At 71.7% G+C, this 25,569-nt stretch carries 23 protein-coding genes and 1 pseudogene; 17 read left to right on the forward strand and 7 right to left on the reverse strand.

Annotated features, from left to right (window positions below):
- Nucleotides 1-147: 147 nt before the first annotated feature.
- The 10 genes from TR50_RS06135 (at nt 148) to TR50_RS06180 (ending at nt 9,883) form a co-directional block, all read left to right on the forward strand.
- Complete coding sequence (locus tag TR50_RS06135) at nt 148-1,017, forward strand: fumarylacetoacetate hydrolase family protein (protein ID WP_042415305.1); 870 nt, start codon at nt 148-150, stop codon at nt 1,015-1,017.
- Nucleotides 1,018-1,028: 11 nt separating this feature from the next.
- Nucleotides 1,029-2,408: an L-fuconate dehydratase gene (locus TR50_RS06140; protein ID WP_042415307.1), complete on the forward strand. Its 1,380-nt coding sequence runs from the start codon at nt 1,029-1,031 to the stop codon at nt 2,406-2,408.
- Nucleotides 2,405-3,178: an SDR family NAD(P)-dependent oxidoreductase gene (locus TR50_RS06145; protein WP_042415311.1), complete on the forward strand. Its 774-nt coding sequence runs from the start codon at nt 2,405-2,407 to the stop codon at nt 3,176-3,178. Before TR50_RS06140 ends, TR50_RS06145 begins: the two co-directional genes overlap by 4 nt.
- Before the next feature lie 198 nt (nt 3,179-3,376).
- Nucleotides 3,377-4,381, forward strand: coding sequence for an aldo/keto reductase (locus TR50_RS06150; RefSeq protein ID WP_042415313.1), 1,005 nt, complete (start codon nt 3,377-3,379; stop codon nt 4,379-4,381).
- The gene (locus tag TR50_RS06155; RefSeq protein ID WP_042415316.1) at nt 4,381-5,121 is read left to right on the forward strand and encodes a (Fe-S)-binding protein; all 741 of its coding nucleotides are present in this window, start codon (nt 4,381-4,383) and stop codon (nt 5,119-5,121) included. The genes TR50_RS06150 and TR50_RS06155 overlap by 1 nt, the downstream gene beginning before the upstream one ends.
- Nucleotides 5,118-6,590 (forward strand): LutB/LldF family L-lactate oxidation iron-sulfur protein, encoded by a 1,473-nt coding sequence (locus TR50_RS06160; RefSeq protein ID WP_042415319.1) that lies wholly within the window; start codon nt 5,118-5,120, stop codon nt 6,588-6,590. The genes TR50_RS06155 and TR50_RS06160 overlap by 4 nt, the downstream gene beginning before the upstream one ends.
- Nucleotides 6,587-7,225, forward strand: coding sequence for a LutC/YkgG family protein (locus tag TR50_RS06165; protein WP_042415322.1), 639 nt, complete (start codon nt 6,587-6,589; stop codon nt 7,223-7,225). Before TR50_RS06160 ends, TR50_RS06165 begins: the two co-directional genes overlap by 4 nt.
- Nucleotides 7,222-7,533 (forward strand): L-rhamnose mutarotase, encoded by a 312-nt coding sequence (locus TR50_RS06170; RefSeq protein ID WP_042415325.1) that lies wholly within the window; start codon nt 7,222-7,224, stop codon nt 7,531-7,533. The genes TR50_RS06165 and TR50_RS06170 overlap by 4 nt, the downstream gene beginning before the upstream one ends.
- Nucleotides 7,533-8,387, forward strand: coding sequence for an amidohydrolase family protein (locus TR50_RS06175; RefSeq protein ID WP_042415606.1), 855 nt, complete (start codon nt 7,533-7,535; stop codon nt 8,385-8,387). Before TR50_RS06170 ends, TR50_RS06175 begins: the two co-directional genes overlap by 1 nt.
- A 293-nt stretch (nt 8,388-8,680) precedes the next feature.
- Nucleotides 8,681-9,883, forward strand: coding sequence for a PP2C family protein-serine/threonine phosphatase (locus tag TR50_RS06180; RefSeq protein ID WP_042415328.1), 1,203 nt, complete (start codon nt 8,681-8,683; stop codon nt 9,881-9,883).
- A 22-nt stretch (nt 9,884-9,905) separates the two neighbouring features.
- Here TR50_RS06180 and TR50_RS06185 read toward each other — a convergent pair whose 3' ends face one another.
- The 3 genes from TR50_RS06185 to TR50_RS06195 all read right to left on the reverse strand — a co-directional run bounded on the left by TR50_RS06185 (nt 9,906) and on the right by TR50_RS06195 (nt 11,143).
- A complete protein-coding gene (locus TR50_RS06185; protein WP_042415330.1) occupies nt 9,906-10,124 on the reverse strand; it encodes a hypothetical protein in 219 nt (72 codons plus the stop codon).
- Between the two features lie 13 nt (nt 10,125-10,137).
- The gene (locus TR50_RS06190) at nt 10,138-10,326 is read right to left on the reverse strand and encodes a hypothetical protein (protein WP_042415333.1); all 189 of its coding nucleotides are present in this window, start codon (nt 10,324-10,326) and stop codon (nt 10,138-10,140) included.
- Nucleotides 10,327-10,543: 217 nt separating this feature from the next.
- Nucleotides 10,544-11,143: a DUF5994 family protein gene (locus tag TR50_RS06195; protein ID WP_042415337.1), complete on the reverse strand. Its 600-nt coding sequence runs from the start codon at nt 11,141-11,143 to the stop codon at nt 10,544-10,546.
- A gap of 388 nt (nt 11,144-11,531) precedes the next feature.
- On the opposite strand from TR50_RS06195, the pseudogene TR50_RS06200 reads away from it, so the two are divergent.
- Both TR50_RS06200 and TR50_RS06205 read left to right on the forward strand, forming a co-directional pair.
- Nucleotides 11,532-12,008: pseudogene (locus TR50_RS06200) on the forward strand (flotillin); the annotation flags it as partial.
- 64 nt (nt 12,009-12,072) lie between these two features.
- Entirely contained in the window at nt 12,073-12,561 is a 489-nt protein-coding gene (locus tag TR50_RS06205; RefSeq protein ID WP_042415340.1) for an inorganic diphosphatase, read from the forward strand.
- Between the two features lie 364 nt (nt 12,562-12,925).
- Here TR50_RS06205 and TR50_RS42330 read toward each other — a convergent pair whose 3' ends face one another.
- On the reverse strand, nt 12,926-17,074 hold the full coding sequence (locus TR50_RS42330) for a S53 family peptidase (protein WP_052440777.1): 4,149 nt from the start codon (nt 17,072-17,074) through the stop codon (nt 12,926-12,928).
- Nucleotides 17,075-17,238: 164 nt separating this feature from the next.
- On the opposite strand from TR50_RS42330, the gene TR50_RS06215 reads away from it, so the two are divergent.
- The 3 genes from TR50_RS06215 to TR50_RS06225 all read left to right on the forward strand — a co-directional run bounded on the left by TR50_RS06215 (nt 17,239) and on the right by TR50_RS06225 (nt 19,654).
- Nucleotides 17,239-18,213, forward strand: a complete 975-nt coding sequence (locus TR50_RS06215) for a helix-turn-helix domain-containing protein (protein WP_152648272.1) — start codon at nt 17,239-17,241, stop codon at nt 18,211-18,213.
- Between the two features lie 181 nt (nt 18,214-18,394).
- Nucleotides 18,395-19,330 carry an NADP-dependent oxidoreductase gene (locus tag TR50_RS06220; RefSeq protein WP_042415343.1) on the forward strand — a complete coding sequence of 312 codons (936 nt, stop codon included), beginning with the start codon at nt 18,395-18,397 and terminating at the stop codon, nt 19,328-19,330.
- Nucleotides 19,331-19,411: 81 nt separating this feature from the next.
- Complete coding sequence (locus TR50_RS06225; RefSeq protein ID WP_042415346.1) at nt 19,412-19,654, forward strand: hypothetical protein; 243 nt, start codon at nt 19,412-19,414, stop codon at nt 19,652-19,654.
- Nucleotides 19,655-19,762: 108 nt separating this feature from the next.
- On the opposite strand, the gene TR50_RS06230 is transcribed toward TR50_RS06225, so the two are convergent.
- The 3 genes from TR50_RS06230 to TR50_RS06240 form a co-directional block, all read right to left on the reverse strand.
- On the reverse strand, nt 19,763-20,209 hold the full coding sequence (locus tag TR50_RS06230) for an SRPBCC family protein (protein ID WP_042415349.1): 447 nt from the start codon (nt 20,207-20,209) through the stop codon (nt 19,763-19,765).
- A gap of 159 nt (nt 20,210-20,368) precedes the next feature.
- Complete coding sequence (locus tag TR50_RS06235) at nt 20,369-20,878, reverse strand: hypothetical protein (protein WP_152648273.1); 510 nt, start codon at nt 20,876-20,878, stop codon at nt 20,369-20,371.
- A 259-nt stretch (nt 20,879-21,137) separates the two neighbouring features.
- Nucleotides 21,138-23,048, reverse strand: a complete 1,911-nt coding sequence (locus TR50_RS06240; RefSeq protein WP_052440779.1) for a potassium transporter Kup — start codon at nt 23,046-23,048, stop codon at nt 21,138-21,140.
- Between the two features lie 188 nt (nt 23,049-23,236).
- On the opposite strand from TR50_RS06240, the gene TR50_RS06245 reads away from it, so the two are divergent.
- Both TR50_RS06245 and TR50_RS06250 read left to right on the forward strand, forming a co-directional pair.
- On the forward strand, nt 23,237-23,875 hold the full coding sequence (locus TR50_RS06245) for a class I SAM-dependent methyltransferase (protein ID WP_042415355.1): 639 nt from the start codon (nt 23,237-23,239) through the stop codon (nt 23,873-23,875).
- A 219-nt stretch (nt 23,876-24,094) separates the two neighbouring features.
- A partial coding sequence (locus TR50_RS06250; RefSeq protein ID WP_160311086.1) for a sialidase family protein occupies nt 24,095-25,569 on the forward strand: 1,475 nt, incomplete at its 3' end.

The raw sequence follows: 25,569 nt of genomic DNA on the forward strand, positions 1-25,569 counted from the left end.
CAGTTGACCTGTGGTTTCTCTGAATGGGCCACGGGGCGGCCACCGAGAGACCTCTGATGTCTACTTGCCTGAGCCGGCGGGCGCGCCTAGGGTCACGTTCACCGACGTCAGACATCCGATGTATCTGGATCTTCGAAGGGACCGCTGATGAGACTCCTGCGCCTGGGGCCCCGTGGAGCCGAACGGCCGGCCGTGCTCGACACGACCGGCGACGGCAGGGAGCGGTACCTCGGCCTGAGCGACATCACCCGTGACATCGACGGCCCGTTCCTCGCCTCTGACGGAATCGACCGGGTGCGGGAGGCGGTCGCGGCGGGGTCGCTCCCCGAGCTGGGGCCGCCGCCAGGTGGTTGGCGGATCGGCGCTCCGGTGGCCCGGCCCGGCAAGGTGGTCTGCATCGGCCTGAACTACCGTGACCACGCCGAGGAGACGGGGGCGGCGATCCCCGAGCGGCCGGTGGTGTTCATGAAGGACCCCGGCACCGTGGTCGGCCCCCACGACGAGGTGCTGATCCCGCGCGGCTCGCGCAAGACGGACTGGGAGGTGGAGCTCGCGGTCGTGATCGGGCGTCGTGCCCGCTATCTGGAGTCGCACGAGGAGGCCCTCGCCTGCGTCGCCGGATACGCGATCAGCAACGACGTCTCCGAGCGCGAGTTCCAGCTGGAGTTCTCCGGCCAGTGGGACCTCGGCAAGTCCTGCGAGACCTTCAACCCGCTCGGCCCGTGGCTGGTCACGCCGGACGAGGTCGGCGACCCCCAGGGCCTGGGCCTGCGGCTGTCGGTGGACGGGGTGCCCCGGCAGAACGGCCACACCAAGAACATGATCTTCGAGGTCGCGGAGATCGTCCGCTATCTCAGCCGGTACCTCGTGCTGGAGCCCGGCGACGTGGTCAACACCGGAACCCCGGCCGGCGTCGCCCTCGGCCTGCCCGACCAGCCCTACCTGCGCCCCGGCCAGAGCGTCGAGCTGGAGATCGACCGCCTCGGCCGCCAGCGCCAGATCCTCCGACAAGCCTGAGAGAGCACCGCATGCCGACTGCAACCGCGCGGATCACCGCGTTGGACACCTACGACGTCCGCTTCCCGACCTCGCGGTCGCTGGACGGCTCGGACGCGATGAACCCCGACCCCGACTACTCCGCCGCCTACGTGGTCCTGCGCACTGACGCGGGCGACGAACTGGAGGGCCACGGCTTCACGTTCACCATCGGGCGAGGCAACGACGTCCAGGTCGCGGCGATGGACGCGCTGCGGCACCACGTCGTCGGACGTCCCGTCGCGGAGCTCTGCGCGGACCCGGCATCGCTGAGCCGCGACCTGATCGGCGACAGCCAGCTGCGCTGGCTCGGCCCCGAGAAGGGCGTGATGCACATGGCGATCGGTGCCGTGCTCAACGCCGTGTGGGACCTGGCCGCCAAGCGGGCCGGACTGCCGCTGTGGCGGTTCCTGTCCGAGGCGGAGCCGGCCTGGCTGGTCTCCCAGGTCGACTTCCGCTACCTCACCGACGCGCTGACCCCCGAGGAGGCCCTCGCACTGCTGGAGGCGGCCCGCTCCGGCCGCGCCGACCGGACCACCCGTCTGTGGGAGAACGGCTACCCGGCCTACACCACGTCGCCCGGCTGGCTCGGCTACAGCGACGAGAAGCTGACCCGGCTCGCCAAGCAGGCCGTCGCCGACGGCTTCACCCAGATCAAACTCAAGGTCGGCGCGGACCTCGCCGACGACGTCCGCCGCTGCCGCGTCGCCCGCGTCGCGATCGGCCCCGACGTGCGGCTGGCGATCGACGCCAACCAGCGCTGGGACGTGGCCGACGCCATCGCCTGGACGACGGCGCTCGCGGAGTTCGACCCCTACTGGATCGAGGAGCCCACCAGCCCGGACGACGTGCTCGGCCACGCCGCCATCCGCGCGGCCGTCACGCCGATCAGGGTCGCCACGGGCGAGCACGTACAGAACCGCATCGTCTTCAAGCAGTTGCTGCAGGCCGACGCCATCGACGTGGTGCAGCTCGACTCCGCCCGGGTCGGCGGGGTGAACGAGAACCTGGCCATCCTGCTGCTCGCCGCCAAGTTCGGCGTCCCGGTCTGCCCCCACGCCGGCGGGGTCGGACTGTGCGAGCTGGTGCAGCACCTGTCCATGTTCGACTTCGTGGCCCTCTCCGGAACCACCGAGAACCGTGTGATCGAGTACGTGGACCATCTGCACGAGCACTTCGCCACCCCCACGGTGATCCGCGACGGCCGCTACCGGGCCCCGGCCGCCCCGGGCTTCTCCGCGCAGATGCTTCCGGTGTCGATCGCCGCCTTCACCTACCCGGACGGCGCCTTCTGGACCGCCGACCGCGCCGCCACTGAAGCCGCCACCGCCACCGTAGCCACGGCCGACGCCGCGCAGGAGGAGCAGGAATGAACGAGCTGCACGGCCTGCGGGCCGTCGTCACCGGGGGCGCCTCCGGCATCGGCCTGGCCACCGCGAACCTGCTCTCCGCCCGCGGCGCCAAGGTCGCCGTGCTGGACCTCGACCCCGGCCGTGCCAAGGAGCCCCTGCACGCCGTCCGCGCCGACGTGGGCGACGACGACAGCGTCCGCGCCGCCGTCGAGGCGGCCGTCACGGCGCTCGGCGGGCTGGACATCCTGGTCAACAACGCAGGCATCGGCGCCGCCGGGACGGTCGAGGACAATCCCGACAGCCAGTGGCGGCAGGTGCTGGACATCAACGTCCTCGGGATCGTCCGCGTGACCCGGGCCGCCCTCCCGCACCTGCGACGCTCCGCGCCGTCCCGACCGGCGGCCACGGCGGCGATCGTCAACACCTGCTCCATCGCCGCGACGGCAGGCCTTCCGCAGCGCGCGCTCTACTCGGCGAGCAAGGGCGCGGTGCTCTCGCTGACCCTGGCGATGGCCGCCGACCACGTCCGCGAGGGCATCCGGGTCAACTGCGTCAACCCCGGTACGGTGGACACCCCCTGGGTCGGCCGCCTGCTCGACGCCGCCGACGACCCCGCCGCCGAGCGCGCCGCGCTCAGCGCGCGGCAGCCGCACGGTCGGCTGGTCAGCGCCGACGAGGTCGCCGCCGCCATCGCCTACCTGGCGAGTCCCCTCGCGGGCTCGACCACCGGCACCGCCCTTGCGGTCGACGGCGGCATGGCCGGCCTGCGCCTGCGTCCGGCCGGATCGTAGGAGCGGCCGCGCATCGTCCGCGCATCGTCCGCGCGTCGTGCGCGCGTCGTGCGAAAGACTCCGGCCGGGCCGGGAACCGACTGAGGGTGTCGTGCCCTCGGCCCGGCCGGGCCCCACACGCCGGGCCCCCTCACATCGTGCTCAAGACCGGCCGTGCCTCGCACAGGCTGGGCTCATGACAGGAAGGCCACCCCACCCATGCACACCACCAGGCTCGGACGCGGCGACGTGGAGGTCACCCGGCTCTCCCTCGGGGCGGCGCCGCTCGGCAACCTCTTCGCCGAGGTCGACGACGAGCAGGCCCAGGCCACCGTGGACGCGGCCTGGGAGTCGGGTGTCCGCTACTTCGACACCGCCCCGCACTACGGCCTCGGCTTGTCGGAACGACGTCTGGGGGAGGCACTGCGTCGTCGGCCACGCGCCGAGTACGTGGTGTCCACCAAGGTCGGACGCCTGCTGCGCCCCCGGCCGGAGCCCCACGGCGACGATCTCGCCCAGGGTTTCGCGGTGCCGGCCACGCACGAGCGGGTCTGGGACTTCAGCGCCTACGGGGTGCGCAGCAGCCTGGAGGACAGCCTGACCCGGCTCGGCCTGGACCACGTCGACGTCGTCTACCTCCACGATCCGGACGAGCACGAGGGCCAGGCCTTCTCCTCCGCCTACCCGGAGTTGGAACGGATGCGTGCCGAGGGGATCGTCGGCGCCATCGGCGCCGGCATGAACCAGGCCCGGATGCTGGACCGCTTCGTTCGCGAGACCGACGTCGACGTGGTGCTGCTGGCCGGGCGCTACTCCCTGCTCGACCAGACCGGGCTGACCCATCTGCTCCCCGATGCCGCCCGCCGTGGCGTCTCGGTCGTGGTGGGCGGCGTGTTCAACTCCGGTCTGCTCGCCGACCCGCGCCCCGGCGCCACCTTCGACTACGCCCCGGCCGGCCAAGCCCTGCTGGACCGGGCGCTGCGGATCAAGGCGGAGTGCGAGGAGTTCGGGGTGCCGCTGCGCGCGGCCGCGCTCCAGTTCCCCTTCGGGCACCCCGCCGTCGCGTCCGTGCTCGTTGGCGCGCGCAGCGCGGCCGAGGCGACGGACGCCGCCGTCGTGGCGCGCTACGACATCCCGGCGGAGCTGTGGCACCGGCTGCGATCGACCGGGCTGCTGCCCTGGGACGCGCCCCTGCCCGATGCGGGACGGAAGGGACTGGGCTGATGCGGATCGCGCTGTTCATCACCTGCTTCAACGACACCATGTTCCCCGAGACGGGAAAGGCGGTCGTGACCGTGCTGGAGCGGCTCGGCCACACGGTCGAGTTCCCGCTCGCGCAGACCTGCTGCGGGCAGATGCACTTCAACACCGGCTACCGGCCGGAGGCGCTGCCGCTGGTGCGCGGCTTCGCCGAGGCTTTCGCCGACTACGACGCGATCGTCACGCCGTCGGCGTCCTGCGCCGGGATGGTCAGGGAGAACCATCCGCTGCTGGCCCAGCAGTACGGCGACGCCGAGCTGCGCGCCGCGGTCGCCGAGGGTGCGCCGCGGGTGCACGAGTTCACCGAGTTGCTGGTCGACGTCCTCGGCGTGACCGACGTCGGCGCGTACTTCCCACACCGGGTGACCTATCACCCCACCTGCCACTCGCTGCGTGGGCTCCGGCTGGGCGACAAGCCGCTCGCACTGCTGCGCGCGGTGCGCGGCATCGACCTGGTCGAACTCCCGGCCGCCGACTCCTGCTGCGGGTTCGGCGGGACGTTCGCGCTGAAGAACGCCGAGACCTCGACCGCCATGCTCGGCGACAAGATGCGCAACGTCGTCAGCACCGGGGCCGACGTGGTCTGCGCCGCCGACAACTCCTGCCTGATGCACATCGGCGGCGGCCTCTCGCGGCTGCGGACCGGCATCGGCACCCTGCACCTGGCCGAGATCCTGGCATCGACCCAAGGAGACGCACGGTGAGCCCGGACTCCGGAACCAACGTCGTCTGGCTCGGCAGCCCGGGCTTCCCGGAGGCGGCCCGCACCGCGCTGGGCGACCCGCAGCTGCGGCGCAACCTGCGCAAGGCCACCGCCACCATCCGCGACAAGCGCCTGGCCGTCACCGGCGAGCTGGACGACTGGGAGCAGCTGCGCGAGGCCGGAGCCGCGACCAAACGCCACACGCTGCGCCATCTGGACCGGTATCTGCTGCGGTTGGAGGATTCGGTGACCAAGGCCGGTGGCGTCGTCCACTGGGCCGCCGACGCCGCCGGGGCCAACCGGATCGTCACCGACCTGGTCAGGGCAACGGGAGAGGCGGAGGTCGTCAAGGTCAAGTCCATGGCCACGCAGGAGATCGGACTCAACGAGGCCCTGGAGCAGGCCGGGATCCGCGCGTACGAGACCGATCTGGCCGAGCTGATCGTCCAACTGGGTGACGACCGCCCCTCCCACATCCTCGTCCCTGCGATCCACCGCAACCGCGCCGAGATCCGCGAGATCTTCCAGCGGGAGATGGGTGCTTGGGGCCGACCGGCCCCCGACGGCCTGACCGACGAGCCGCGCGCACTGGCCGAGGCGGCCAGGCTGCACCTGCGGGACAAGTTCCTCCGCGCCAAGGTCGCCGTCTCCGGCGCCAACTTCGCCATCGCCGAGACCGGAACGGTCGGAGTCGTCGAGTCCGAGGGCAACGGGCGGATGTGCCTGACCCTGCCCGAGACGCTGATCACCGTGATGGGGATCGAGAAGGTGCTGCCCCGGTGGCAGGACCTGGAGGTCTTCCTGCAACTGCTGCCGCGCTCCTCCACCGGCGAGCGGATGAACCCCTACACCTCCACCTGGCGGGGCGTCACCCCCGGCGACGGCCCGCAGGCCTTCCACCTGGTCCTGCTCGACAACGGCCGCACGGCCACGCTTGCCGACACCGTCGGCCGCCAGGCGCTCGCCTGCATCCGCTGCTCCGCCTGCCTGAACGTCTGCCCCGTCTACGAGCGCACCGGCGGCCACGCCTACGGCTCCGTCTACCCGGGCCCGATCGGCGCGATCCTCACCCCGCAGCTCGTCGGCGTGGAGCACGCGGCGACCCTCCCCTTCGCCTCGACCCTGTGCGGGGCCTGCTACGATGCCTGCCCGGTGAAGATCAACATCCCGGAGGTGCTCACCCACCTGCGAGCCGAGGTCGTCGAGGCCAAGCGGGCGAAGCGTCGTGTCCCCGGCGCAGAGGCCCTCGCGATGAAGGCTGCCACGGCCGTCCTCGCCTCACCTCGCCGGTTGTCCGTAGCCCAGAAGGCCGCGGCCCTCGGTGGGCGTCTCGTCTCGCGCAAGGACGTCATCGGTCCGCTCCCCGGTCCCCTCCACGCGTGGACCGACGCCCGTGACACCCCCGCCCCGCCCACGGAATCCTTCCGCGCCTGGTGGCAACGCACCCACCCGACAGGAGCCGACTCATGACGGCCCGTGACACCGTCCTCGGCCGCATCCGCGCCGCCCTCGCCGACGTGCCGGCCGACGAGGCCGTCGGCGACGCCCCCGTCCCGCGCGACTACCGGCGCAGCCATGCGGAGGCCGACGAGGTCGGCCTCTTCGCCGAACGCGTCGCCGACTACCGCGCCCGGGTCGTGCAGGCCACGCCCGAAAGGGCCCGCGCCACCATCGCCGGCCTGCTGGCCGGCAGCGACGTACGCACGCTCGTCGTGCCGCCGGGCTTCCCGCCGGAGCTGGTGCCTGAGGGCCCTTGGCGACGGCTCGAGGAGCCGCTGGAGCCCGGCGATCTGGAGGCCGCCGACACCGTGCTGACCACCTGCCGGGCCGGGATCGCCGTCACCGGCACCATCGTCCTCGACGCCGGCCCCGGCCAGGGCCGCCGGGCCCTCACCCTGCTGCCGGACCATCATCTGTGCGTCGTGCGCGCCGAGCAGATCGTCGCCGATGTGCCGGACGCGGTCGCCCTGCTCGACCCCGGCCGGCCGTTGACCTTCGTCTCCGGCCCGTCCGCGACCAGCGACATCGAACTCGACCGCGTCGAGGGGGTCCACGGCCCCCGCAGCCTCGACGTCGTGATCGTCCGTGAGGAGCCGCACGTATGAGAGTCGCCCTGCACACCCGCGTCCGCGCCGACCGGATCGCCGCGTACGAGCAGGCCCACCGCGAGGTCCCCGAGGAGCTCACCGCCGCCATCCGCGCCGCCGGCGCGACCGGCTGGACCATCTGGCGCAGCGGCGCCGACCTCTTTCACCTCCTTGAGGTCGAGGACTACCCGAGGCTGCTCGCGGAACTGGGCGGACTGCCCGTCAACCTCGCCTGGCAGGCGCGGATGGCGGAACTGCTGGAGGTCGTCCACGACTACTCCGCCGACGGCGCGGGTGCGCCGCTCCCGGTGGTGTGGCAGCTGTGATCACCGAGAGCCCCCGCGTCATCGACGCGCACCATCACGTCTGGGACCTGTCCGTCCGCGACCAGGACTGGATCACCGGCCCCGAACTGGCCCCGCTGCGCCGTGATTTCGGCCTGGAGGACCTGCGGACGCAGGCGCGGGCGGCGGGCGTGGAGGCCACCGTCCTGGTGCAGACCGTCTGCGTCCCCGAGGAGACCCCCGAGCTCCTCGCCCTGGCCGACGCCGATCCCCTGGCCGTGGGTGTGGTCGGCTGGACCGACCTCACCGAACCGGACATCGCCGACACCCTCGCCGACCTGTGTGCTCTGCCCGGAGGACGACACCTCGTCGGCATCCGCCACCAGGTGCAGTCCGAGCCCGACCCGGAGTGGCTGCTCCGTCCCGACGTGCGACGCGGCCTGGTGGCCGTGGGAGCGGCCCGCCTCGCCTACGACCTGGTGATCACCCCGGACCAGCTTCCGGCCGCCACCAGGGCCGCCGTCGCGGCGCCGGGCGTGACCTTCGTCCTCGACCACCTCGGCAAACCCCGGATCGCCACCGCCGAGGTGGAGCCGTGGGCCTCACGGCTGCGGGCCTTCGCGTCCCTTCCCAACACCGTCGCCAAACTGTCGGGCCTCACCACCGAGGCCGACTGGCACCACTGGACCACCGACGACCTGCGCCGGTTCACGGACGTCGCCCTGGCTGCCTTCGGGCCGCGGCGCCTTCTCTTCGGATCCGACTGGCCCGTCTGCACCCTGGCCGCCGACTACGTCCGCGTCGTCGACACCACTCGGGGGCTGCTGTCGGCGCTGTCGCCGTCCGAACGCGCAGCGATCCTGGGCGGCAACGCCGCACGCGTCTACCGCCTCTGAGCCCGTCGGCGGGCCCGTTGGCCGACTGCCATCGCGCCGGCTCCGCCGCGAGGTACGTCGCTGTTGGACCTGCGGCCGTGGGGCCCGACGCCGGGGACGCGTCGGGTCGGCCGGTGCGCGTGGGCGGGGTCGAACGAGTCTCTGGCCCGCGAGGGTCGCTGCGGAGGCGCGATGCGCGGTTGTCGGGCGTAATGGAAGGACCGGCCGATGAACGGTGCCTGAGCGATCCACGCTGGTCGGTGCCCGCGCGACGGGGGATGAAGCGGACGGTGACCGAGAGTGAGCGATGAGCGATGAGCGGTGGCCGGCCGGCCGGAGCGGAGTCCGGCGGTCCGGCTGGGCTCGGTGAGCGTCTGCTGGGGTCGCTGTTGGACCTGGCCCAGGAGCTGCCGCCCCAGTTGCTCGTTCAGCTGCTCGTCGGCACGGTCGAGGGGTTCGGCGGCCGGAAGCTGTCGATCCTGTTGCCGGACTACGGGCAGACGGCGCTGGTTCCGCTGCCGGGCCACGGGCTGACTGCCGGAGCGCCCGAACCGATCGTCGGCACGACTGCCGGCGCCGCCTTCCTGCGCGGTGCCCGGGCGGAGGTCCCCCAGGGCGACGGGGTGCGGGTCTACCTGCCGCTGTCGGACAGTGGCAACCAACTCGGGGTGATGGCACTCACCCTGGATGCCGTGGACGACGACGCCAGACGGCTGCTGCACCGGTTCGCGGCGCTGGCCGCGTGTCTCCTGCTCGCCAAGAGCGGCTACACCGACCGGCTGTGTCAGACCCGACGCCTCGAGCCGATGAGCGTCGCCGCGGAGATCCAGTGGTCACTGCTGCCCCCGCTCTCCATGTCCGTCCCCCGCGTCGCGGTGGCCGGCATCCTCGAGCCCGCCTACGCGGTGGCCGGCGACAGCTTCGACTACGCCCTCAACGACGACATCCTCCATATCGCCACGATCGATGCGATGGGCCATGGACTGGACGCCGCCACCATGGCGACGGTCGCCATCGGCGCCTATCGGCACGCCAGACGCGCCGACGTCGGCCTGGCCGACATCTACGCCTCCATGGACGGTGCCGTCGCCGCACAGTTCGGGCCCGACCACTTCGTGACGGCGCAGATGATGCGCCTGGACACCGGGACCGGCCACCTGGAGTGGGTGAACGCGGGCCACCCCGCGCCGCTGCTGATCCGGGACCGGGTCGTCGTCGAGCGGCTGGAGAGCGCGACCACGCTCCCGGTGGGGTTCGGCGGTGAGGTGCCGGTGGTCAGCGAGCGCGAGCTGCGGCACGGCGACCAGGTGCTGTGCTTCACCGACGGGCTGGTGGAGGAACGCGGAGCGGGCGGGGAGCAGTTCGGGGAGGAGCAGCTCATCGACGTCGTCAACCACGTGGAGCGGGTCGACGAGGGCGTCCGGCCGATCGTGCGAGCGCTCTCGCACAGCCTCAAGGAGAAGCGGGGCGGCCGTACCAGCGACGACGCCACCCTGTTCCTGATCGAGTGGCGCTGACCAGTCACCTGCCGGAACCCCGTCACCTGCCGGAACCGTCGTCCTGCCAGTGCACGCCCGCCACCGCGTGCACAGGCAGGCAGTAGTGCGGGGCTTCCGAGTCGGGGACGCGGACGTGGATCCACGCATCGTGGATCCAGACGGCCAGACGCATGTTGCCACTGAACGTCCGCCCGTTCACCTCGACATCGCCGGCGAAGCGGACGACAGCCGGCCGGTAGGGGTCAACCTGCGGTTCCATGGCGGGCTCGCTCTCAGCGCAGGCATCCCGGGCAGGGATGGCGGTGGGCCAGGGCCTCGCCGAGCGGAACCAGGAGCACGTCGGGAGCGCCGCCCTCGTCGGTGCGCGCGGCGTCCTGGCCCGCCAGGAAGATCTTGCAGTCCTCGCCGGAGTGGTAGGTGTCGCTCGTCCTGGTCGTGATGACGGCTGCCGGGGTCGGCATGGGGCGCTCCTCGTGGTTGGTGCCTGACGTCTTGGCGTCGTGGCGGTCTGCCGCAGTCCGAGCGGTGGGCACTCAGCTGCGGCGGCGGGCGTGGACCCGTCGCCGACCGGTCATCAGGGACGGTGCTTCGTCCTGGCGTTGGCCAGCCTGATCAACAGCACGCAGGCGCTGATCATGGCGGCGAGGACCAGGATGGTGAAGAGCGTTGCCATCGTTCTCACCGTCCCTCGGACACGTGGACCCGGCCGATGGGCATGACCAGCGGAGCAGGCAGGGCCGCGCCGCCGTCGGACTCCCACGCGGCTTCCGCTCCGACGTCGCGGGACGACGAGGGGTCGGTGGCGAGGCGGCCCCCCTCGGCGGCGATCAGAGCGCTCGCGGGGGGCGCGCCGGCCGGGTCGGAGGCGGCGGCCATCAACCGGGCGGCGGACGCCTCGCCGGTGTGCGGTGGGATGACGAGCAGGTCCCAGCGGCCGGTGCGGTAGGAGACGAGCAGGAGCTTGTGCGGGTCCTGCTCGGTGAACCAGCCGACCTTGACCAGGTGCCCCTGGGTCGGGACCTCGCGCGGCAGGGGCTGCCAATGGGTCGGGTTGACGTCGACCCTCGTGATGCGTCCCCACTCTCGGTCCAGCACGGCGACGAGGGAGGGCAGTTCACGCAGGAGGTCGTCGGAGTGGGGCCACCAGGCGCCGTCCAGGGCGCCGACGGAGACCCCGCCGCCGGCAGCGGCGGGCCGCAGGGCAAGGCGCGGCGGGGGAGAATCCGACCGGGGCGAGGGGAGGACGACGGAGGGCGGTCGAAGCGGCGGCACGGCCATGGTGCGCGTCCTGTCTCCGGGCCTGCGCGCAGGCACGGTGTCGGCGTTCGCCGAGAACGACAGGGGCACTGCAGCCGGTGTTCGAAAGACCCTCGGTCCTTCGAGCCTACTCCGCCCCGGGCCGGAAAGGACCGATCCGGACGGGGGAACACGGGGAGGGTAAAGCATCGGTGCTCGTTCGGGTGCACGATGGAAGGGACACACCTCTGATCTCCGAACCGGCATGCCCTCGCAGGGTGGACTCCCCTTCGGCCCGGGGCGACGTGGCGTCGGGGTTTCGTCGTGGACCTCGAGGCGAGCGTCGCCCGGAGGAGCGGATCGCCACCTGGCGGCCCGATCGGATCCCGCGGGGTGATGTCGCCAGAGGAGATGACCATGTTCGGTTATCGCCCAGGCGGAGGCCGCGCAGGCCGGTCCGCTGGCCGCGGCGCACGCCCAGCAGGAGGTGCTGACGGCGCAGACCGAGCTGGCCCAGCGTGCCGCCCAGTTGCGGCAGCAGCAGCTGGTGGCCGAGGTGGTGCGCCCCGCGGAGGCGGAGGCGGAGCGGATCCGGGTGCTGGCGTTGGCCGAGGCCGAGCGGATGAAGATCCAGGCGGAGGCGGCGGCGTCCAACGACCGGGTCGCGCTGGACCGGATGCTGATCGACCAGCTGCCGCTGATCGTCAAGGAGGCGGCGGGCGGTCTGGCCGGCGCCAACGTGAACGTGCTCAACGGCGCGGACGGGCTCGGGGAGATCGCCGCCGGTCTGGTCGGGCAGGGCCTGACCATCCTCGACTCGGTCCGGCAGAACCTCGGTACGTCCCGCTCCCTCCCGGACGGCGGCGAGGGAGCAGCGCGCGCACGGCACCTCGGGCCGGTGGACTGACACGCCACCAGATCCGGAGGCATCCGAGCGCGCAGGGAGGCGATTCTGTCGGCAGGAGCGGGACATGGACATGGTTGTCGTCGTGGAGATCCCCCAGGGGTCCCGCAACAAGTACGAGATGGACCACGGTCTCGGACGGATCCGGCTCGACCGGATGCTCTTCACCTCCACCCGGTACCCAGCCGACTACGGTTATATCGAAGGCACTTTGGGACTGGACGGCGAAGCCCTGGACGCACTCGTCCTCGGAGGCGATCCCACCTTCCCAGGAGTGCTGATCCGGTGCCGCGCCCTCGGCATGTTCCGCATGAACGACGAGCGGGGCGAGGACGACAAGGTGCTGTGCATCCCGGCAACCGACCCCCGCATGAGCCACCTGCGGGAACTCGATGACGTTCTCGACTACGACCTTCGAGAGATCCAGCACTTCTTCGAGATCTACAAGGATCTCGAACCGGGCAAGTCGTTCGACGGCGCTTCGTCCTGGCTCGGCCGGGCCGAGGCCGAGCTGGAGATCACCGCTGCCCGGGCCCGCACCGTCAACGGCTCGTAGTCGTCGGCCGCATTGAACGCACGCGGTGCTGTGCCGGGCAGCAGGTGCCCGGCGTGCGGCAGGGCGGCGCGGTCCCGCCGGCCGCACAGCACGAGTGTGGGAGCGGCGATGCGCGGTAGGACCTCGGTGAGGTCGCTGCCTTCGAGGGCGTCCAGCATGCTGATCCAGCCGCTGCGGTCGCGGAGGCCGGAGATCGCGCGGACCAGCCAGCCAGGACGATGCCGCATTGACCGAGAGGAGACGGCTGTGCCCCCGCTACCAGGGCGAGCGGGGGCACAGCCGTCGGGTGCTGCGGACGGGACTCCCCTCGGTGTCCCGTCCGCAGCGTCCGGTCAGGCCGTGGGTGCGGCGGCCTGACCGGCGGTCACTTCAACCGCGCCAGGGCGGTGTCGACGCCGGCGAGGGGGGAGCCCAGGCCGGTGACGGTGTCGTAGCCGGGTCCTGCGGTGCACTCGGCGCCGCAGGCGCCGTTGGAGCCCGAGGTGACGTCGTTGAGCTTGGAGCCCAGGGCGTACACGTCGGTGTGGGCGGTGTCCCCGTCCGGACCGGCGACGGCGAGCGGAGCCTTGTGGGCGGCCGCGCGCAGCTGGTCGGCGTCGGCGACGATCGCGGCCCATGACGGCGCGGAGAGGCTGGTCCCGCCGACCTCCAGCCAGAGGGCGCGCCCGAGCGCGGTGGTGTAGACGGCGACGCCGGTGTTCGGGTCGGCGACGAAACTGACGTCCGGGGTGGCGCGGTACTTCGAGTTCTGCACGCCGTCCTGGTAGGCCGGGCGCTTCTCGAAGTAGCTCAGGCCGCCGCCGGTGGAGCGCCAGGCGGTCTCACCGAGGGTGTTGCCGTTGGCGTCCAGCTGGAGGCTGGTGCCGCCGATGGCCAGGGCGTAGGGGTTGGTGCTGGAGTACCCGGCCGGGTAGCCGTCGTCGCCGGTGGACTGGGTGCAGACGGAGTCGGCGAGCTTGCAGTGGTCGTCGTAGAACGACTCCTCGGAGAACTCCGGCATGCCCCAGCTGTTGCTGACGACGGCCGGGTGCAGCGAGGCGGCCCTGTCGACGGCGGCGTAGAGGCCCGCGGCGGAGGCGTCGGCGGCCTCGACCAGCACGATCTTGGCGTGCGGGGCGATGGAGTGCGCCCACTCGATGTCGAGCGCCTCTTCCTCCTCCCAGCTCGCGTTGGCGGCCGGCTGGCTGCCGCCCGCGTAGACCTGCCGGAAGTCGAAGCAGTCGGTGCCGGCCGGGACGCTGCCACAGGTCTGCGGCAGGTCGAAGTGGGCGGCGAAGTGGTTCAGGTCAGCGGCGGCGTTCGGGTAGTCGTAGGCGTCGACGATGGCGATCGTCTGGCCGGTGCCGTCGCCGGTCAGCCCGAGGCGGGCCTGGAGCTGCTGCGGGGTGTAGCCCTTGGTCACCTCGGTGGTGTCGTCGGGGGAGACCGTCGTGGTCGACTTGACCTCCACGGGCGGAGCGATGATCCCCGCGGTGGACAGGGTCGCGCCCTTGAACGCCGAGGCGGTGGCCGCGTGGTCCTGCGCGGTGCCGTCCGGGGTCGACAGGCCGAGGACCGCGTCGTGCTCCTGCGCCGCGGTCCGGGTGGCCGGGGTCGGGGTCGCCTGCTTCGCCGTGGAGGACGCCGCAGGCGCGCCGTCGGTGACCTGCTGGACCGTCACCCCGTGCGGGTAGTTGTCCGGCGCGATCACGTTGGAGCCGTAGCCGCCCACGTTCTGGTTGAGGTCGTAGGCTGCGTCGTCCATCGGCAGGCCGACGATGTCGGTGGCCTTGCCCCCGGTCAGGTTCGTGGCGACGTCGGTGCCGGCGTAGAGGGAGAACGTCTCGCTGGTGCTGTCCAGGTAGTCCCCGTCGTTCGGGAACGGCTGGTCGTACTGCTCCAGGCCGCCGACCGCGCCGACGAAGGTCTCGTCGCCGCCGCTCGTGGTGGCGAACACGCCCTGCTGGTTGTTCGGGAGCGTGTGGATGTCGTAGGGCGCGCTGCCGTCGGCCGGGTAGGCGGTCATCTCGAAGGCGTGCATCTCGATCAGGCCGTACGTGGGCGAGGCGGCGAAGCTCTGGAAGGTGGCGCTGCCGACGGAGTCGTGCTCGGTCACCACCTTGCCGGAGGCGCCGTCGACGATCTGGACCCGGTGCGCGCCGGTGGCGGGCTTGTCGCCGCCGAAGGCGAAGGCGACGCCGTCGCCGTCGGTGCCGGGGACGCCCGGCCTGGCGTAGACGCCGGCCTGCGGCTCGATCCAGGCGGCCGAGGCGACGGTGGCGTTGCTCGGCTGCTCGCTCCACAGCTGCTTGCCGCTACCGCTGTTCAGGGCGACGGCGGTCGGCGCCGGGTCGCTGGCGCCGGCGCCGAACGCGGTCCGGGCGCCGCCGTACTCGAGGAAGAGGCGGCCCTTGCCGTCGGTGGCGGGGGTCGAGTAGGCGACCTTCTTGTCGCCGACGCCGGCCGGGCGGTACGTCCAACGAACGGTGCCGTCGGCCGAGTAGGCGGCGACGTCCGTCGCGCCGGTGGCGACGATCTCGCCGTCGGTCACGGCCAGGCCGTACTGGAACGCGCCGGTGTCGACGTCCGCGTCCACCTTGCCGGTGCCCGGGTCGAGCACCGCGAAGCCGTGGGAGGTGGCGGCGACGACACGGGTGGCGGTGTGGCCGTGGGCGTCGGCGACCTGGGCGACCTGGACCTGGTGCACGGCCGCGCTGACCGCGGAGTGCCACAGGACGTGCGGGGTGGCGCTCTTCAGGTCGCGGCCGTCGAGGGCGAAGACGCCGTGGCTCTGGCCACCGACGACGAGGTCCTTGACGCCGTCGCCGTTGACGTCGACGGCGGTGGCCGAGTAGTTCTCGCCGAACAGCGGCAGGTCGCTGGCCTTGCCGTTGGCGGTGTCGACCGTCCAGGCGTCGGCGTCGAGGCCGACCGCGAGCAGACCGCCCCGGTAGAGGGTGGTCTGGTCGCCGGTGACGTCGCCGTCGCGACGCCACGTCAGGTTGCCGTTGCGCGCGTCGAAGGCGAGCAGTTGGGTGTTGTAGACGCCCTCGGGGTCGGCGGCGCTGTCCGCGACGTTGTCGGCGACGGCGGCGAAGACCTGGCCGTGGCCGCTCGGGTCGTAGTTCAGCGACAGGACGGGCGCGTTGGGGTTCCCGACCGTGCTGCTGGTCTGGTAGCTCCAGACGGTGTCGCCCTTCTCGTCCCAGCCCGAGACGGTGCTCTGCCCGTCCGAGAGGTCGGCGTTGATGCCGAGTTCGGCCACCGCGTAGCGGGCGTCCTTGCCGTGGGCCTGGTCGTTGACCAGGAACGCCTCGGGGAGGGTGTTGTCACGCTCGGCCAGGACCGCGCGGGCGCCGGTGCGGGCGTCGATCGCGGTGAGGTCCCAGCGCACGGCGTCGTAGGGGTCGTTCTGCTCGGCGACGAGCACGCGGTCGGAGCCCGGGTCCTGGTGGAGGATGCGCGGGTAGCCCGGGGTCTTGGTGTCCACCAGGGCCTTGCCGTCGGCGGTGTCGACGACCAGGACGTGGCCGGCGGCCGGGCGGGGGTTGCCCAGGCCGAACGGGGTGTCGCTCCAGCCGGCGGTGATCCGGCCGTCGGTGAGCGGCTCGATGTCCGTCCAGTCGGCCCAGGGCACGTTCGTGTCGTAGGTCCAGGCGGTGTCGGCGGTGAGGTCGCCGCCCTTGCCCGGGGTGAACCTGTAGGCGACCAACTGGCTGCGGCTGTCACCCTGTTCGGCGACCGGGTCGTCGCCCCAGTCCGGGCCGGTGGTGTCGGCGACGATCAGCTTGCCGTTCTGCACCAGCATCGAACCGACGTAGCCGGGCAGCAGCTTGTGCCACAGCATCCGGCCGGTGCGGCCGTCCAGGACGCTGGCGAAGGTGCCGGAGTTCAGGTCCGACCCGGGGGAGGTGAACGGACGGGCGGGTGCGGCGCCGACGGAGTAGGCCACGGCGATGTCCGCGACGCCGTCGCCGTTGAAGTCGCCCTGCGCGAAGGGGTGCGTGCCCGACGAGGAGGGCTCGTAGGGGTTGTAGCCCTCGTTCATGACCGGGACGAACGACTGGCTCTGGTACCAGAGCGTCGGCTTGACCTGCCAGTCGGAGTACAGCGACTGGCTGGAGCGCTCCCAGACCGGATCGCCCTTCGCGTCGTACCGGGTGACGGTGCCGCTCGTGGAGAGCGCCACCCAGTCGCCGGTGCCGTTCAGGGCGAGCGTGTCGACCGAGCCCCGGGTGCTCTCCCAGGCCGTCGACTGGTTGAGGGTGTTGGCGGCCGTCGTGGACGTCGAGGCCGACGCCGTCGGGTCGGTGGACGAGGTGACGCCCGCCGCTGCCGCTGCGACCAGGCCCGGAGTGCCGTCGGTGCGGGCGGTGTACTTCGCGCTGAGCTTGGCCAGTTGCTTGGCGTTCAAGCGTATGGGGGCGGGCTTCGCGGGGGCGGCGTGGACCGCCGGGGCGGACAGCAGCGCGGTCGCCGCCGCCAGGACGGCGGCGATGGCGCCGCTGCGCCCGGCTCTGACTGTGGGTCTCATCGAGGGTCGATGCTCCTTGTCACTACGTCGGGGGGTGTTGGTACCTTCCCAGGTCGACGGCACAATTTGGGAGCGTTCCCAGTGGCCGACCACGGCCGTTGGCCGCAGGCGGCCAGTTGGGGTCGGGATCTTCACGGGCAAATCGCTACGAAGGAGACGTGCAGGTGCTGGAACCGATCGGCCTCGACGACGTCGAGGAACGGGCCTATGAACTGCTGGTGAACCGGGACGCGTTGACGGTCGGCTCGCTGGCCGGGCTGCTCGACCTCGGGCAGGCCCGGTCCCGCCAGGCACTGGACGGGCTGATCGCCGCCGGACTGGCGGTCTGCCGCCCCGGGCGCCCGGCCCGCTACGAGCCGGTGGATCCACGCACCGGGCTCACCAGCCTGATCCGTTCCCGCCAGGCCGAACTGGAGCGCGTCACAGCCCTGGTGGGGGCCTTCGCGGCCGACTACCAGGAGCGGACCCTGCGAACCGACCCCAGGTTGCTCGTCGAGGTGGTCGAGGGACCCAAGGAGATCGCCCGGCGGGTGGAGGAGTTGGTGTCCGGGGCCGAGCGCGACATCGTCGCCTTCGACGCGCCTCCCTATGTCTCGCCCGAGGGCACGTCCTCCCAGGCCGAGGCCGTCATGCTCGCTCGCGGGGTGAAGGTTCGGGCGATCTACGCGAACGAGGTGCTCGCCATGCCGCAACACGCGGAACGACTGCGTGAGATGGTCGGCCTGGGCGAGCAGGCCCGGGTTCTTCCCCGGGTGCCCACCAAACTGATCGTGGTGGACGGACGCGAGGCGGTCCTCCCGCTGACCCGCTCCGACGAAGGCAAGCGGACCGTCGCCGCCTTCGTGCGCCAGTCCGGCCTCAGCGACGCCCTGGTGGAGCTCTTCGAGGTCAACTGGGCCACGGCCACACCCGTCTTCGGCTCGGCGGGAGCTCACCCCCGGGCGGAGCCTGATGCCTCCGAGGAGGACGTGACCCTGCTGCAACTCCTCAACGCCGGCCTGAAGGACGAGGCCATCGCGCGCCACCTGGGCCTGAGCCAGCGGACGTTCCGCCGCCGCATCGCCGACCTCGTCCAGCGGCTCGGCGCGACCAACCGCTTCCAGGCGGGCACCCAGGCCATGCGCCGCGGCTGGCTGTGATCCCGGAACGGTGCTGTGCTCCTCCCCGACGGTGCTCCGACGCGCTCTGCCCTGGTCCGGCGCGTCCCAGTCGGCCGCCACGCCGCCGAGGCCGCTCACCTGGGTTCAGGGGTGAGGGGGTGTAGAAGTGAAAGCGATCTGTTCCGCGCTGACGCTCCGACGCCCCGAGTGGAGTTCCCGAATGAAAGCTCTCGTAGCCCGCGAGTACACGACGCTCGACGGGGTCGCCGTCACCGACGTCCCGCAGCCCGTGGCAGGTCCCGGTGAGGTGCTGCTCAAGGTGGAAGCCGCCGCGCTCAACCCGTTGGACCTCGCGCTGATCACGGGTGCGATGAAGGACGCATTCCCTGTCGAGCACCCCCTCGTCGTGGGGATGGATGCCGCCGGCACGGTCGCCGAAGTGGGTCAGGGGGTGACGGCCTACACGCCGGGCGACCCGGTGCTGGCCTTCAGCGGTTCAGCCGGCTCGGTCGCCGAATACACTGTGGTCGCGGTGGGCCCGCACCTCGCCAAGCGGCCGGGCGGCCTCTCCCCGCTCCTCGCCGCGGCCATCCCCGAGTCCGGGATGACGGCCGTCTGCCTGCTCCGCGCGGTCGGCCTCGCGGCGAGTCAGAGCGTGCTGGTGGTCGGCGCGACGGGAGGCGTCGGCCTGTACGCCGTCCAACTCGCCGCCTCGCTCGGCGCCAAGGTGATCGCCACCGCGACCGCCGCCGACGCCGACTACGTGCGCGGGCTCGGCGCGCAGGGCACCGTCGACTACAAGGCGGGCGACATCGTGGAGCAGACGTTGCGCCAGGTCCCGGGCGGGGTGGACGTGGTGGTCGACCTGGTCAACCGTGGTGACGCGCTCTCCACCACGGCCCGTGCGCTCCGCGACGGGGGCCGGCTGGTCTCGCCCCTCTTCGGGCCGCAGGACTTCGGCCGGGGAGCCACCGGCGTCTACATCGGCACCTTCACCGCCGAACCCGGCGACCTGGAGGATCTGGCCGCGCGTGCGGCGGACGGACGGCTCCGGGTGGAGGTGGGCGCCACCTACCCGTTCACCGATGCCCCGCAGGCGGTGTCCGACTTCGCCGGCAAGCACATCCGGGGCAAGGTCGTCATCACCGTCCCGTAGCGCGAGCAAGGTCTGGGCGACCTGCGCGCGACCGCCACCGGCCCGGATGCGGGGCCGGTGGACCGGGGCGAGGCTGGACGTATGAGTGACCTGCAACCGCCGAACCAGGAGACCCCCGTCTTCGTCGGCGCCTCCGATCCCGACAGCAGCCATCGCATCGTCGTCGTCTGCCGCCTGGACGACAGTCTCACGGAGCCCCAGGCATGCCGGGCCCAACGTGATATGCACCGTTTCGTCGAGCATGAACGGCCGGGCACGGACCTCGACGATCCCGCCCGGGTGTTCTGGGTCGACCCCCCGGGCAAGTGGCCTCACGAACGCTGAGCTGCGCACAACACCCGCGCAGACCGAACAGCCCCACCTGGCGGCCCGACCTGACGATGGACCGCGCGGCGCACCGCCGTCAGGTCGGGGGCGGGGGAGCGGTCCAGGTTACGAGGCTTCGACAGCGTGCTTGATGCGCTGCCCGAAGGCATCCGCGTCCTTGCGGGCGGCGCCGAGGGCGAAGTGCTCGAGGAGCTTTCCGACGCCGTGGCCCTCAAGGACGTTGAAGACCCGCAGTTGAGTCTTCCCTCCAGGCAGCGCGACGAAGTCGTAGCCCCCCTCGACGCCCGTCACCAGGTTCTTCGTGACCTCCGCCCAACGGATTCTGGAGGTCGGGTCGAATGCGGTGATCTTGAATTCCCGGTGGCTCTTCATTCCGGCGTCCTTGACCGTGCTGCGGTAGACCGTGCCGACGGACGTCGGACCGTCCGTCGTCTTTTCGATCTCCTGCACCCGGGGACTGAACTTGGGATCATTTCGGCCGTCGGCCAGGAACGCGAAGACCTCCTCGATCGGGCGGTCGATCTCCACGGTTGCCTCGAACTCACCGGACATGCTTCGCCTCCTGTTCACCCGCCTCCTGGTCGCGCCAGGTCAGCGCGCCTCGAACCTCGACTGCCCGCTCAGGGGCTCCACTTCGAGTATCGACCGGTCCGCCGAGCGCCGCCCTCCCAGCCCACCGGGGTGGTCGGCTCCGGCCGGCTCCAGCCCGCTCTAGTCCGCGGCGGAACAGGCCACGCCGCGCAAGGACGTCAGCACCCGGAAGGCGATGCCCGTGCCGGCGCCGTAGGCGAGATGAGCGCCGAGATCCCAGGCCAGAACCGTGCCGTCGTACTCCCAGATCGGCTTGTACAGCCCGGCGATCGGCAGGCAGACGTAGTCGTTGGCGAACAGTCCGACGCCGAACGGCACGCCGTAGGCCGGACACGGCGTGCGCAGTGAACCGACCAGAACGCCGTAGGCCGCGCCCGCCAGTGATCCGTAGGCCCAGTGGGCGACGGTGCTCGTGAGCCAGGCCGAACTGTCGGGGAGTTCACGCTGGGTGAAGCCCTCCACCAGGCGTTTGGCCACCTGCCCGGGATCCGGCGCCTTCTCCCAGGTTTCGACCGGCGCGAATTCCCAGGCCGGCGGACTGTCCGTGCCGCCTGCGCGGCGGTACTTCACGTAATGCACGGCATCCAGACACAGGGTTCCGACAGCCCCGGCCAGCAGGCCCGCCGCCACCGCCGCAAGGGGAGTCGGCCGGCATGTCCGTGTGCCCATGGCAATACCTCCCGCACTGCTCTGCTCAGGGATGACGTCGGCACCAGGTGGACGACCACTGCGACGATGCCGGCAGGGCCGATGAGGCGTCCCCACCGAGCGTAGTTCCGGGCTCCTCGTCGCGCAGCCGGGCCTCCACCGCCGACATGCCCCAGATCGCGCCCAGGGCGGTGTTCCTCCGGGCCCAGTCGACGCACTCCGCCGGCGCCCATGCCTCGACCTATACCTCGACGTTCGAGCCCATGATCACGGTGCGGTCCTGCGGGAGCTGGAAGTACGGCGCGGCGGCCGACGTGATGTGCGAGGTCGCGATGAAGAGGCGCTTCTGCCACTTCGGCATCGTCGGCTTCGGGCCGGGCGTCAGCTCGATCTTGGAGAGGAAGTAGGTGCAGGTGTCGAGGTCGATGCGGCCCTCGGTCTGGTCCGCGTCCAGGAGGGCCAGGGCGGCCGGGACGTTCGGCGTCTCGATGTAGCCGAACCTCGCGGTGACCTGGATGATCCCGTCCGTGCCGCCGCCGAGGCTGTCCACGACGATGCGGTCCTCCGGGCGGATCCGGGGGATCGGCTCGGTCCGGATCGCCACCACCGCGAGGTGCTCGTGGCGTACGTGGTTGTGCTCCACGTTGGCGCGCAGGGCCAGCGGCACGGTCGTGGACGAGCGGTTGAGGAAGATCGCGGTGCCCGGCACGGTCCGCACCCGCTTGTCGGCTCCGAGGTCGTCGACGAAGTTCCGCAGCGGACCCTCCAGGTGCTCGCGGTTCTCCGTGACGATGTCGCGGCCTCGACGCCAGGTGGTCATGATCGTGAAGGCGATCAGGCCGATCAGCAGCGGCAGCCAGGCACCGTGGGTGATCTTGGTCAGGTTGGCTGCCAGGAACAGCAGGTCACCCGTGAGAAGGACGACGCCGCCGACCAGGATCCACGGCAGGGGGATCCTCCACCGCTGCCGGGCGACGTAGAGGAAGAGCACGGTGGAAATGGTGATCGTCGCGGTCACGGCCATCCCGTAGGCGTAGGTGAGCCGCGCCGAGGAGCGGAAGGCGAAGATCAGGCCGAGCACCGAGATCATCAGCAGCCAGTTGATCCAGGGCACGTAGATCTGCCCGATCGTCCGCTCGGAGGTGTGGGCGATCCGCAGGCGCGGCAGGTAGCCGAGCTGGGCGGCCTGGGAGGCGACGGAGAAGGCGCCGGAGATGACCGACTGCGAGGCGATCACGGTCGCCACCGTGGCCAGCACGACGAGCCCGACCCGGGCCCAGCCGGGCGCCAGCAGGAAGAACGGGCCGCTGACGTCCGCCGGGTTCTTGAGGATGAGGGCCGCCTGGCCGAAGTAGCTCAGCGTCAGCGCCGGCAGCACCAGGAAGGTCCAGGACCGGCTGATCGAGCGGCGGCCGAAGTGGCCCATGTCCGCGTAGAGCGCCTCGGCGCCGGTGAAAGCGAGCACGACCGCCGCCAACGAGAAGAAGGCGGTGCCGAAGTGGTGGAACACGAAGCCGAGCGCGTACGTGGGCGACAGCGCGCGCAGGATGGCCGGTTCGTCCGTGATGCCGGAGACGCCGAGGGCGCCGATGGCGACGAACCAGATGATCATGATCGGCCCGAACAGCCGGCCGACGGCCTCGGTGCCGCGCTTCTGTGCCAGGAACAGGATGATCGCGATGACCGTCGTGATCGGGATGACCAGGTCGTGCAGGCTCGGATCGACGATCTTGAGGCCCTCGACCGCGGACAGCATCGACATGGCCGGCGTGATCATGCTGTCCCCCAGGAAGAGGGCGGCTCCGAAGATGCCGAGCGCCGACAGCCACACCGCGGTGCGCTTGCCCCGGCGGGAGATCTTCTGCTGGAGCAGCGTGATCAGGGCCATGATGCCGCCCTCGCCGTCGTTGTCCGCGCGCATCGCGAGCGAGACGTAGGTGACGGAGACGACCATGATGACCGACCAGAACACCAGGGAGACGACGCCGTAGACGTTGGAGGTGTTCAACGGCACCGGGTGCGGGTCGCTGGGGTTGAACAGCGTCGCCATCGTGTAGATGGGGCTCGTGCCGATGTCGCCGAACACCACGCCCAGGGCGCCGACCATCAGTCCCAGTCGCACGGGGTGGCGCGCAGCAGTGTCAGCTGTCATCGGCGTGCGCTCCATTCGCTGCGCCGTGCTCCCCGGAGACCTCCGGCTGAACCCGTCGCTGTTCGGGGGCCCTCGGGAACGGACTTTGACGGCTTCGTCCATATAACCAGCCCGGTGGGTGGCTGTCGCGGCGCGGGCCGGTGCGCAGGGCCGATCGGCTCATCGGCCCCGACCGTAGGATGCGTGACATGGACGAGGTCACACCGCCGCGCGTGGGCGGCATACCGGGGACGACGCGGCCGACCCGCTGGCAGGAGGCGGGGTGGAGCGGGAACTACGCCGAGCGGTTCGCGGGGCTCGTCGCCGCCGGTGAGGACGTCGACGGAGAGGCCCGGCTCGCCGACGCGCTCCTGCCCCGCGGGGCGCGGGTGCTCGACGCCGGCGCCGGCATGGGCCGGGTGGCCGCGGCGCTCCTGCGGCGGGGGCACGACGTGGTCGCGATCGAGCCCGACGAGGCGCTGGTCCGGCAGGCCCGGGAGACCTACACCGGACTTCCCGTCGAGGAACGCGACATCCTCGACCTCGGTCCCGAGGACGGCCCCTTCGACCTGGTCGTGTGTGTGGGCAACGTGATCGTCTACCTGGCCGAGGGCACGGAGCGGGCCGCGCTGGCGGCGATGCGCGACGTTCTCGCCGAGAACGGCCGGATCCTGGTCGGTTTCCACCTCCAGGACCCGCCGCCGCATGCCCGCCGCTACGCGCCGGCGGAGTTCGAGGCGGACGTGGCAGCCGTCGGCCTGCGCGTCGACCTCCGGGCGGGCAGCTACGAACTGCACCCCGCGAACGACGCCTACGGCGTCTGGATCCTGAGCCGCGCCCAGGCGTGAACGCAGAGCGGTACCCGGTCGGGTGACGCGGGGTCGGGCGCCCTTCTGGAGTTCCGATCCGAGGGCACTCCCAGGGGGTGGCGTGGATATGACACGTCATGGCATGTTCCCGCCATGTGATGGGCCTTTCCCCACGGGCCGGGGTGGCATCAGCATTCGGCTGTCCCGCGTCGGCCGCAGCCGACGCTCCCCGGTACCGCTCTGCATGTCAGGAGAGACATGTCCGGACTGGCTCGAAAAGGACCGTTATCCCTCGTCGGCGCTCTGGCCGTGGCGATGGCGCTGGCCTCACCCGCGTTGGCGGCCTCCGCCCCGGCGGCCTCCCACGGCCACAGCCCGACCCCGGCCACCGCCCCGGCTCTCACCCAGGTGAGCAGCGACCCGTACTCCGACTCCCAGGCCCAGCACGCCACCGAGGTCGAGCCGGACACCTTCAGCTACGGCAGCACCATCGTCTCCGCCTTCCAGGTCGGCCGCGTCACCGGCGGCGGCGCGTCCAACGTCGGCTGGGCCACCTCGACCGACGGCGGCCAGAGCTGGACGCACGGGTTCATGCCCGCCACCACCGCCAACACCGGCGGCCCGTACGGCCAGGTCAGTGACGCCTCGGTGGCCTACGACGCCAAGGACGGCGTCTGGATGGTCTCCTGGCTGGGCATCACCTCCGGCAACGACGTCGACGTGGAGCTGAGCCGCTCCACCGACGGCGGCCACACCTGGGGCAACCCTGTTGCGGTAGCCACTGGGGCCTCGTACGACAAGAACTGGACGGTCTGCGACGACCACGCGTCGAGCCCGTACTACGGCCACTGCTACACCGAGTACGACGACGCGGGCGCCGGCGACATCGAGCACATGCGCACCTCGACCGACGGCGGGCAGACGTGGGGCGCCCAACTGGGCCCGTCCGACAGCCCGAGCGGCCTCGGCGGCCAGCCGGTGGTGCAGCCGAACGGCACCGTCGTCGTGCCGTTCTCCTCGGCCAGCTCCAACGCCGAGCGCTCCTTCGTCTCCACCAACGGCGGCACCAGCTGGGGCGCCAGCGTGCAGATCGCCACCGTCTCCCACCACACGGTGGCCGGGCTGGACGACGATGCCGCCGCCTCGGACATCGCCAAGCAGGCGAGCCCGCGCGACACCCTGCGTGAGAGCCCGCTGCCGTCGGCCGAGATCGACGCCTCCGGCAAGGTCTACACGGTCTGGTCCGACTGCCGCTTCCGCAGCGGCTGCCCGAGCAACGACATCATCATGTCGACCTCCACCAACGGCACCACGTGGAGCACGCCGGTGCGGGTGCCGATCGACGCCGCCACCAGCGCGGTCGACCACTTCACGCCGGGCATCGGGGTGGACCCGAACAGCTCGGGCACCACCGCGCGCATCGGCCTGACGTACTACTACTACCCGAACGCCAACTGCACGGACACCACCTGCCAGCTCGACGCCGGCTACGTCTCCTCCACCGACGGCGGCACCACCTGGACCGCGCCCGTCCAGCTGGCCGGTCCGATGACGCTGGCCTGGCTGCCCAACACCAGCCAGGGCCGGATGTTCGGCGACTACATCTCCACCTCCGTCCTCGCTGGCGGCAATGCCGTGACCGTCATCCCCGTCGCCCAGGCCCCCAGCGGCAGCACCTTCAACATGGCCATGTACGCCCCGACCGGCGGCCTGCCCGTCGGCACGTCGACCGG

The sequence above is a fragment of the Streptacidiphilus anmyonensis genome (assembly GCF_000787855.1).
Taxonomy (GTDB): domain Bacteria; phylum Actinomycetota; class Actinomycetes; order Streptomycetales; family Streptomycetaceae; genus Streptacidiphilus; species Streptacidiphilus anmyonensis.

Bases quoted from the DNA above. Each gene is read 5' to 3' on its own strand.
- TR50_RS06135 (WP_042415305.1), top strand. From the start codon at position 148: ATGAGACTCCTGCGCCTGGGGCCCCGTGGAGCCGAACGGCCGGCCGTG.
- TR50_RS06140 (WP_042415307.1), top strand. From the start codon at position 1,029: ATGCCGACTGCAACCGCGCGGATCACCGCGTTGGACACCTACGACGTC.
- TR50_RS06145 (WP_042415311.1), top strand. From the start codon at position 2,405: ATGAACGAGCTGCACGGCCTGCGGGCCGTCGTCACCGGGGGCGCCTCC.
- TR50_RS06150 (WP_042415313.1), top strand. From the start codon at position 3,377: ATGCACACCACCAGGCTCGGACGCGGCGACGTGGAGGTCACCCGGCTC.
- TR50_RS06155 (WP_042415316.1), top strand. From the start codon at position 4,381: ATGCGGATCGCGCTGTTCATCACCTGCTTCAACGACACCATGTTCCCC.
- TR50_RS06165 (WP_042415322.1), top strand. From the start codon at position 6,587: ATGACGGCCCGTGACACCGTCCTCGGCCGCATCCGCGCCGCCCTCGCC.
- TR50_RS06170 (WP_042415325.1), top strand. From the start codon at position 7,222: ATGAGAGTCGCCCTGCACACCCGCGTCCGCGCCGACCGGATCGCCGCG.
- TR50_RS06180 (WP_042415328.1), top strand. From the start codon at position 8,681: ATGAGCGGTGGCCGGCCGGCCGGAGCGGAGTCCGGCGGTCCGGCTGGG.
- TR50_RS06185 (WP_042415330.1), bottom strand. From the start codon at position 10,124: ATGGAACCGCAGGTTGACCCCTACCGGCCGGCTGTCGTCCGCTTCGCC.
- TR50_RS06190 (WP_042415333.1), bottom strand. From the start codon at position 10,326: ATGCCGACCCCGGCAGCCGTCATCACGACCAGGACGAGCGACACCTAC.
- TR50_RS06195 (WP_042415337.1), bottom strand. From the start codon at position 11,143: ATGGCCGTGCCGCCGCTTCGACCGCCCTCCGTCGTCCTCCCCTCGCCC.
- TR50_RS06205 (WP_042415340.1), top strand. From the start codon at position 12,073: ATGGACATGGTTGTCGTCGTGGAGATCCCCCAGGGGTCCCGCAACAAG.
- TR50_RS42330 (WP_052440777.1), bottom strand. From the start codon at position 17,074: ATGAGACCCACAGTCAGAGCCGGGCGCAGCGGCGCCATCGCCGCCGTC.
- TR50_RS06220 (WP_042415343.1), top strand. From the start codon at position 18,395: ATGAAAGCTCTCGTAGCCCGCGAGTACACGACGCTCGACGGGGTCGCC.
- TR50_RS06225 (WP_042415346.1), top strand. From the start codon at position 19,412: ATGAGTGACCTGCAACCGCCGAACCAGGAGACCCCCGTCTTCGTCGGC.
- TR50_RS06230 (WP_042415349.1), bottom strand. From the start codon at position 20,209: ATGTCCGGTGAGTTCGAGGCAACCGTGGAGATCGACCGCCCGATCGAG.
- TR50_RS06240 (WP_052440779.1), bottom strand. From the start codon at position 23,048: ATGACAGCTGACACTGCTGCGCGCCACCCCGTGCGACTGGGACTGATG.
- TR50_RS06245 (WP_042415355.1), top strand. From the start codon at position 23,237: ATGGACGAGGTCACACCGCCGCGCGTGGGCGGCATACCGGGGACGACG.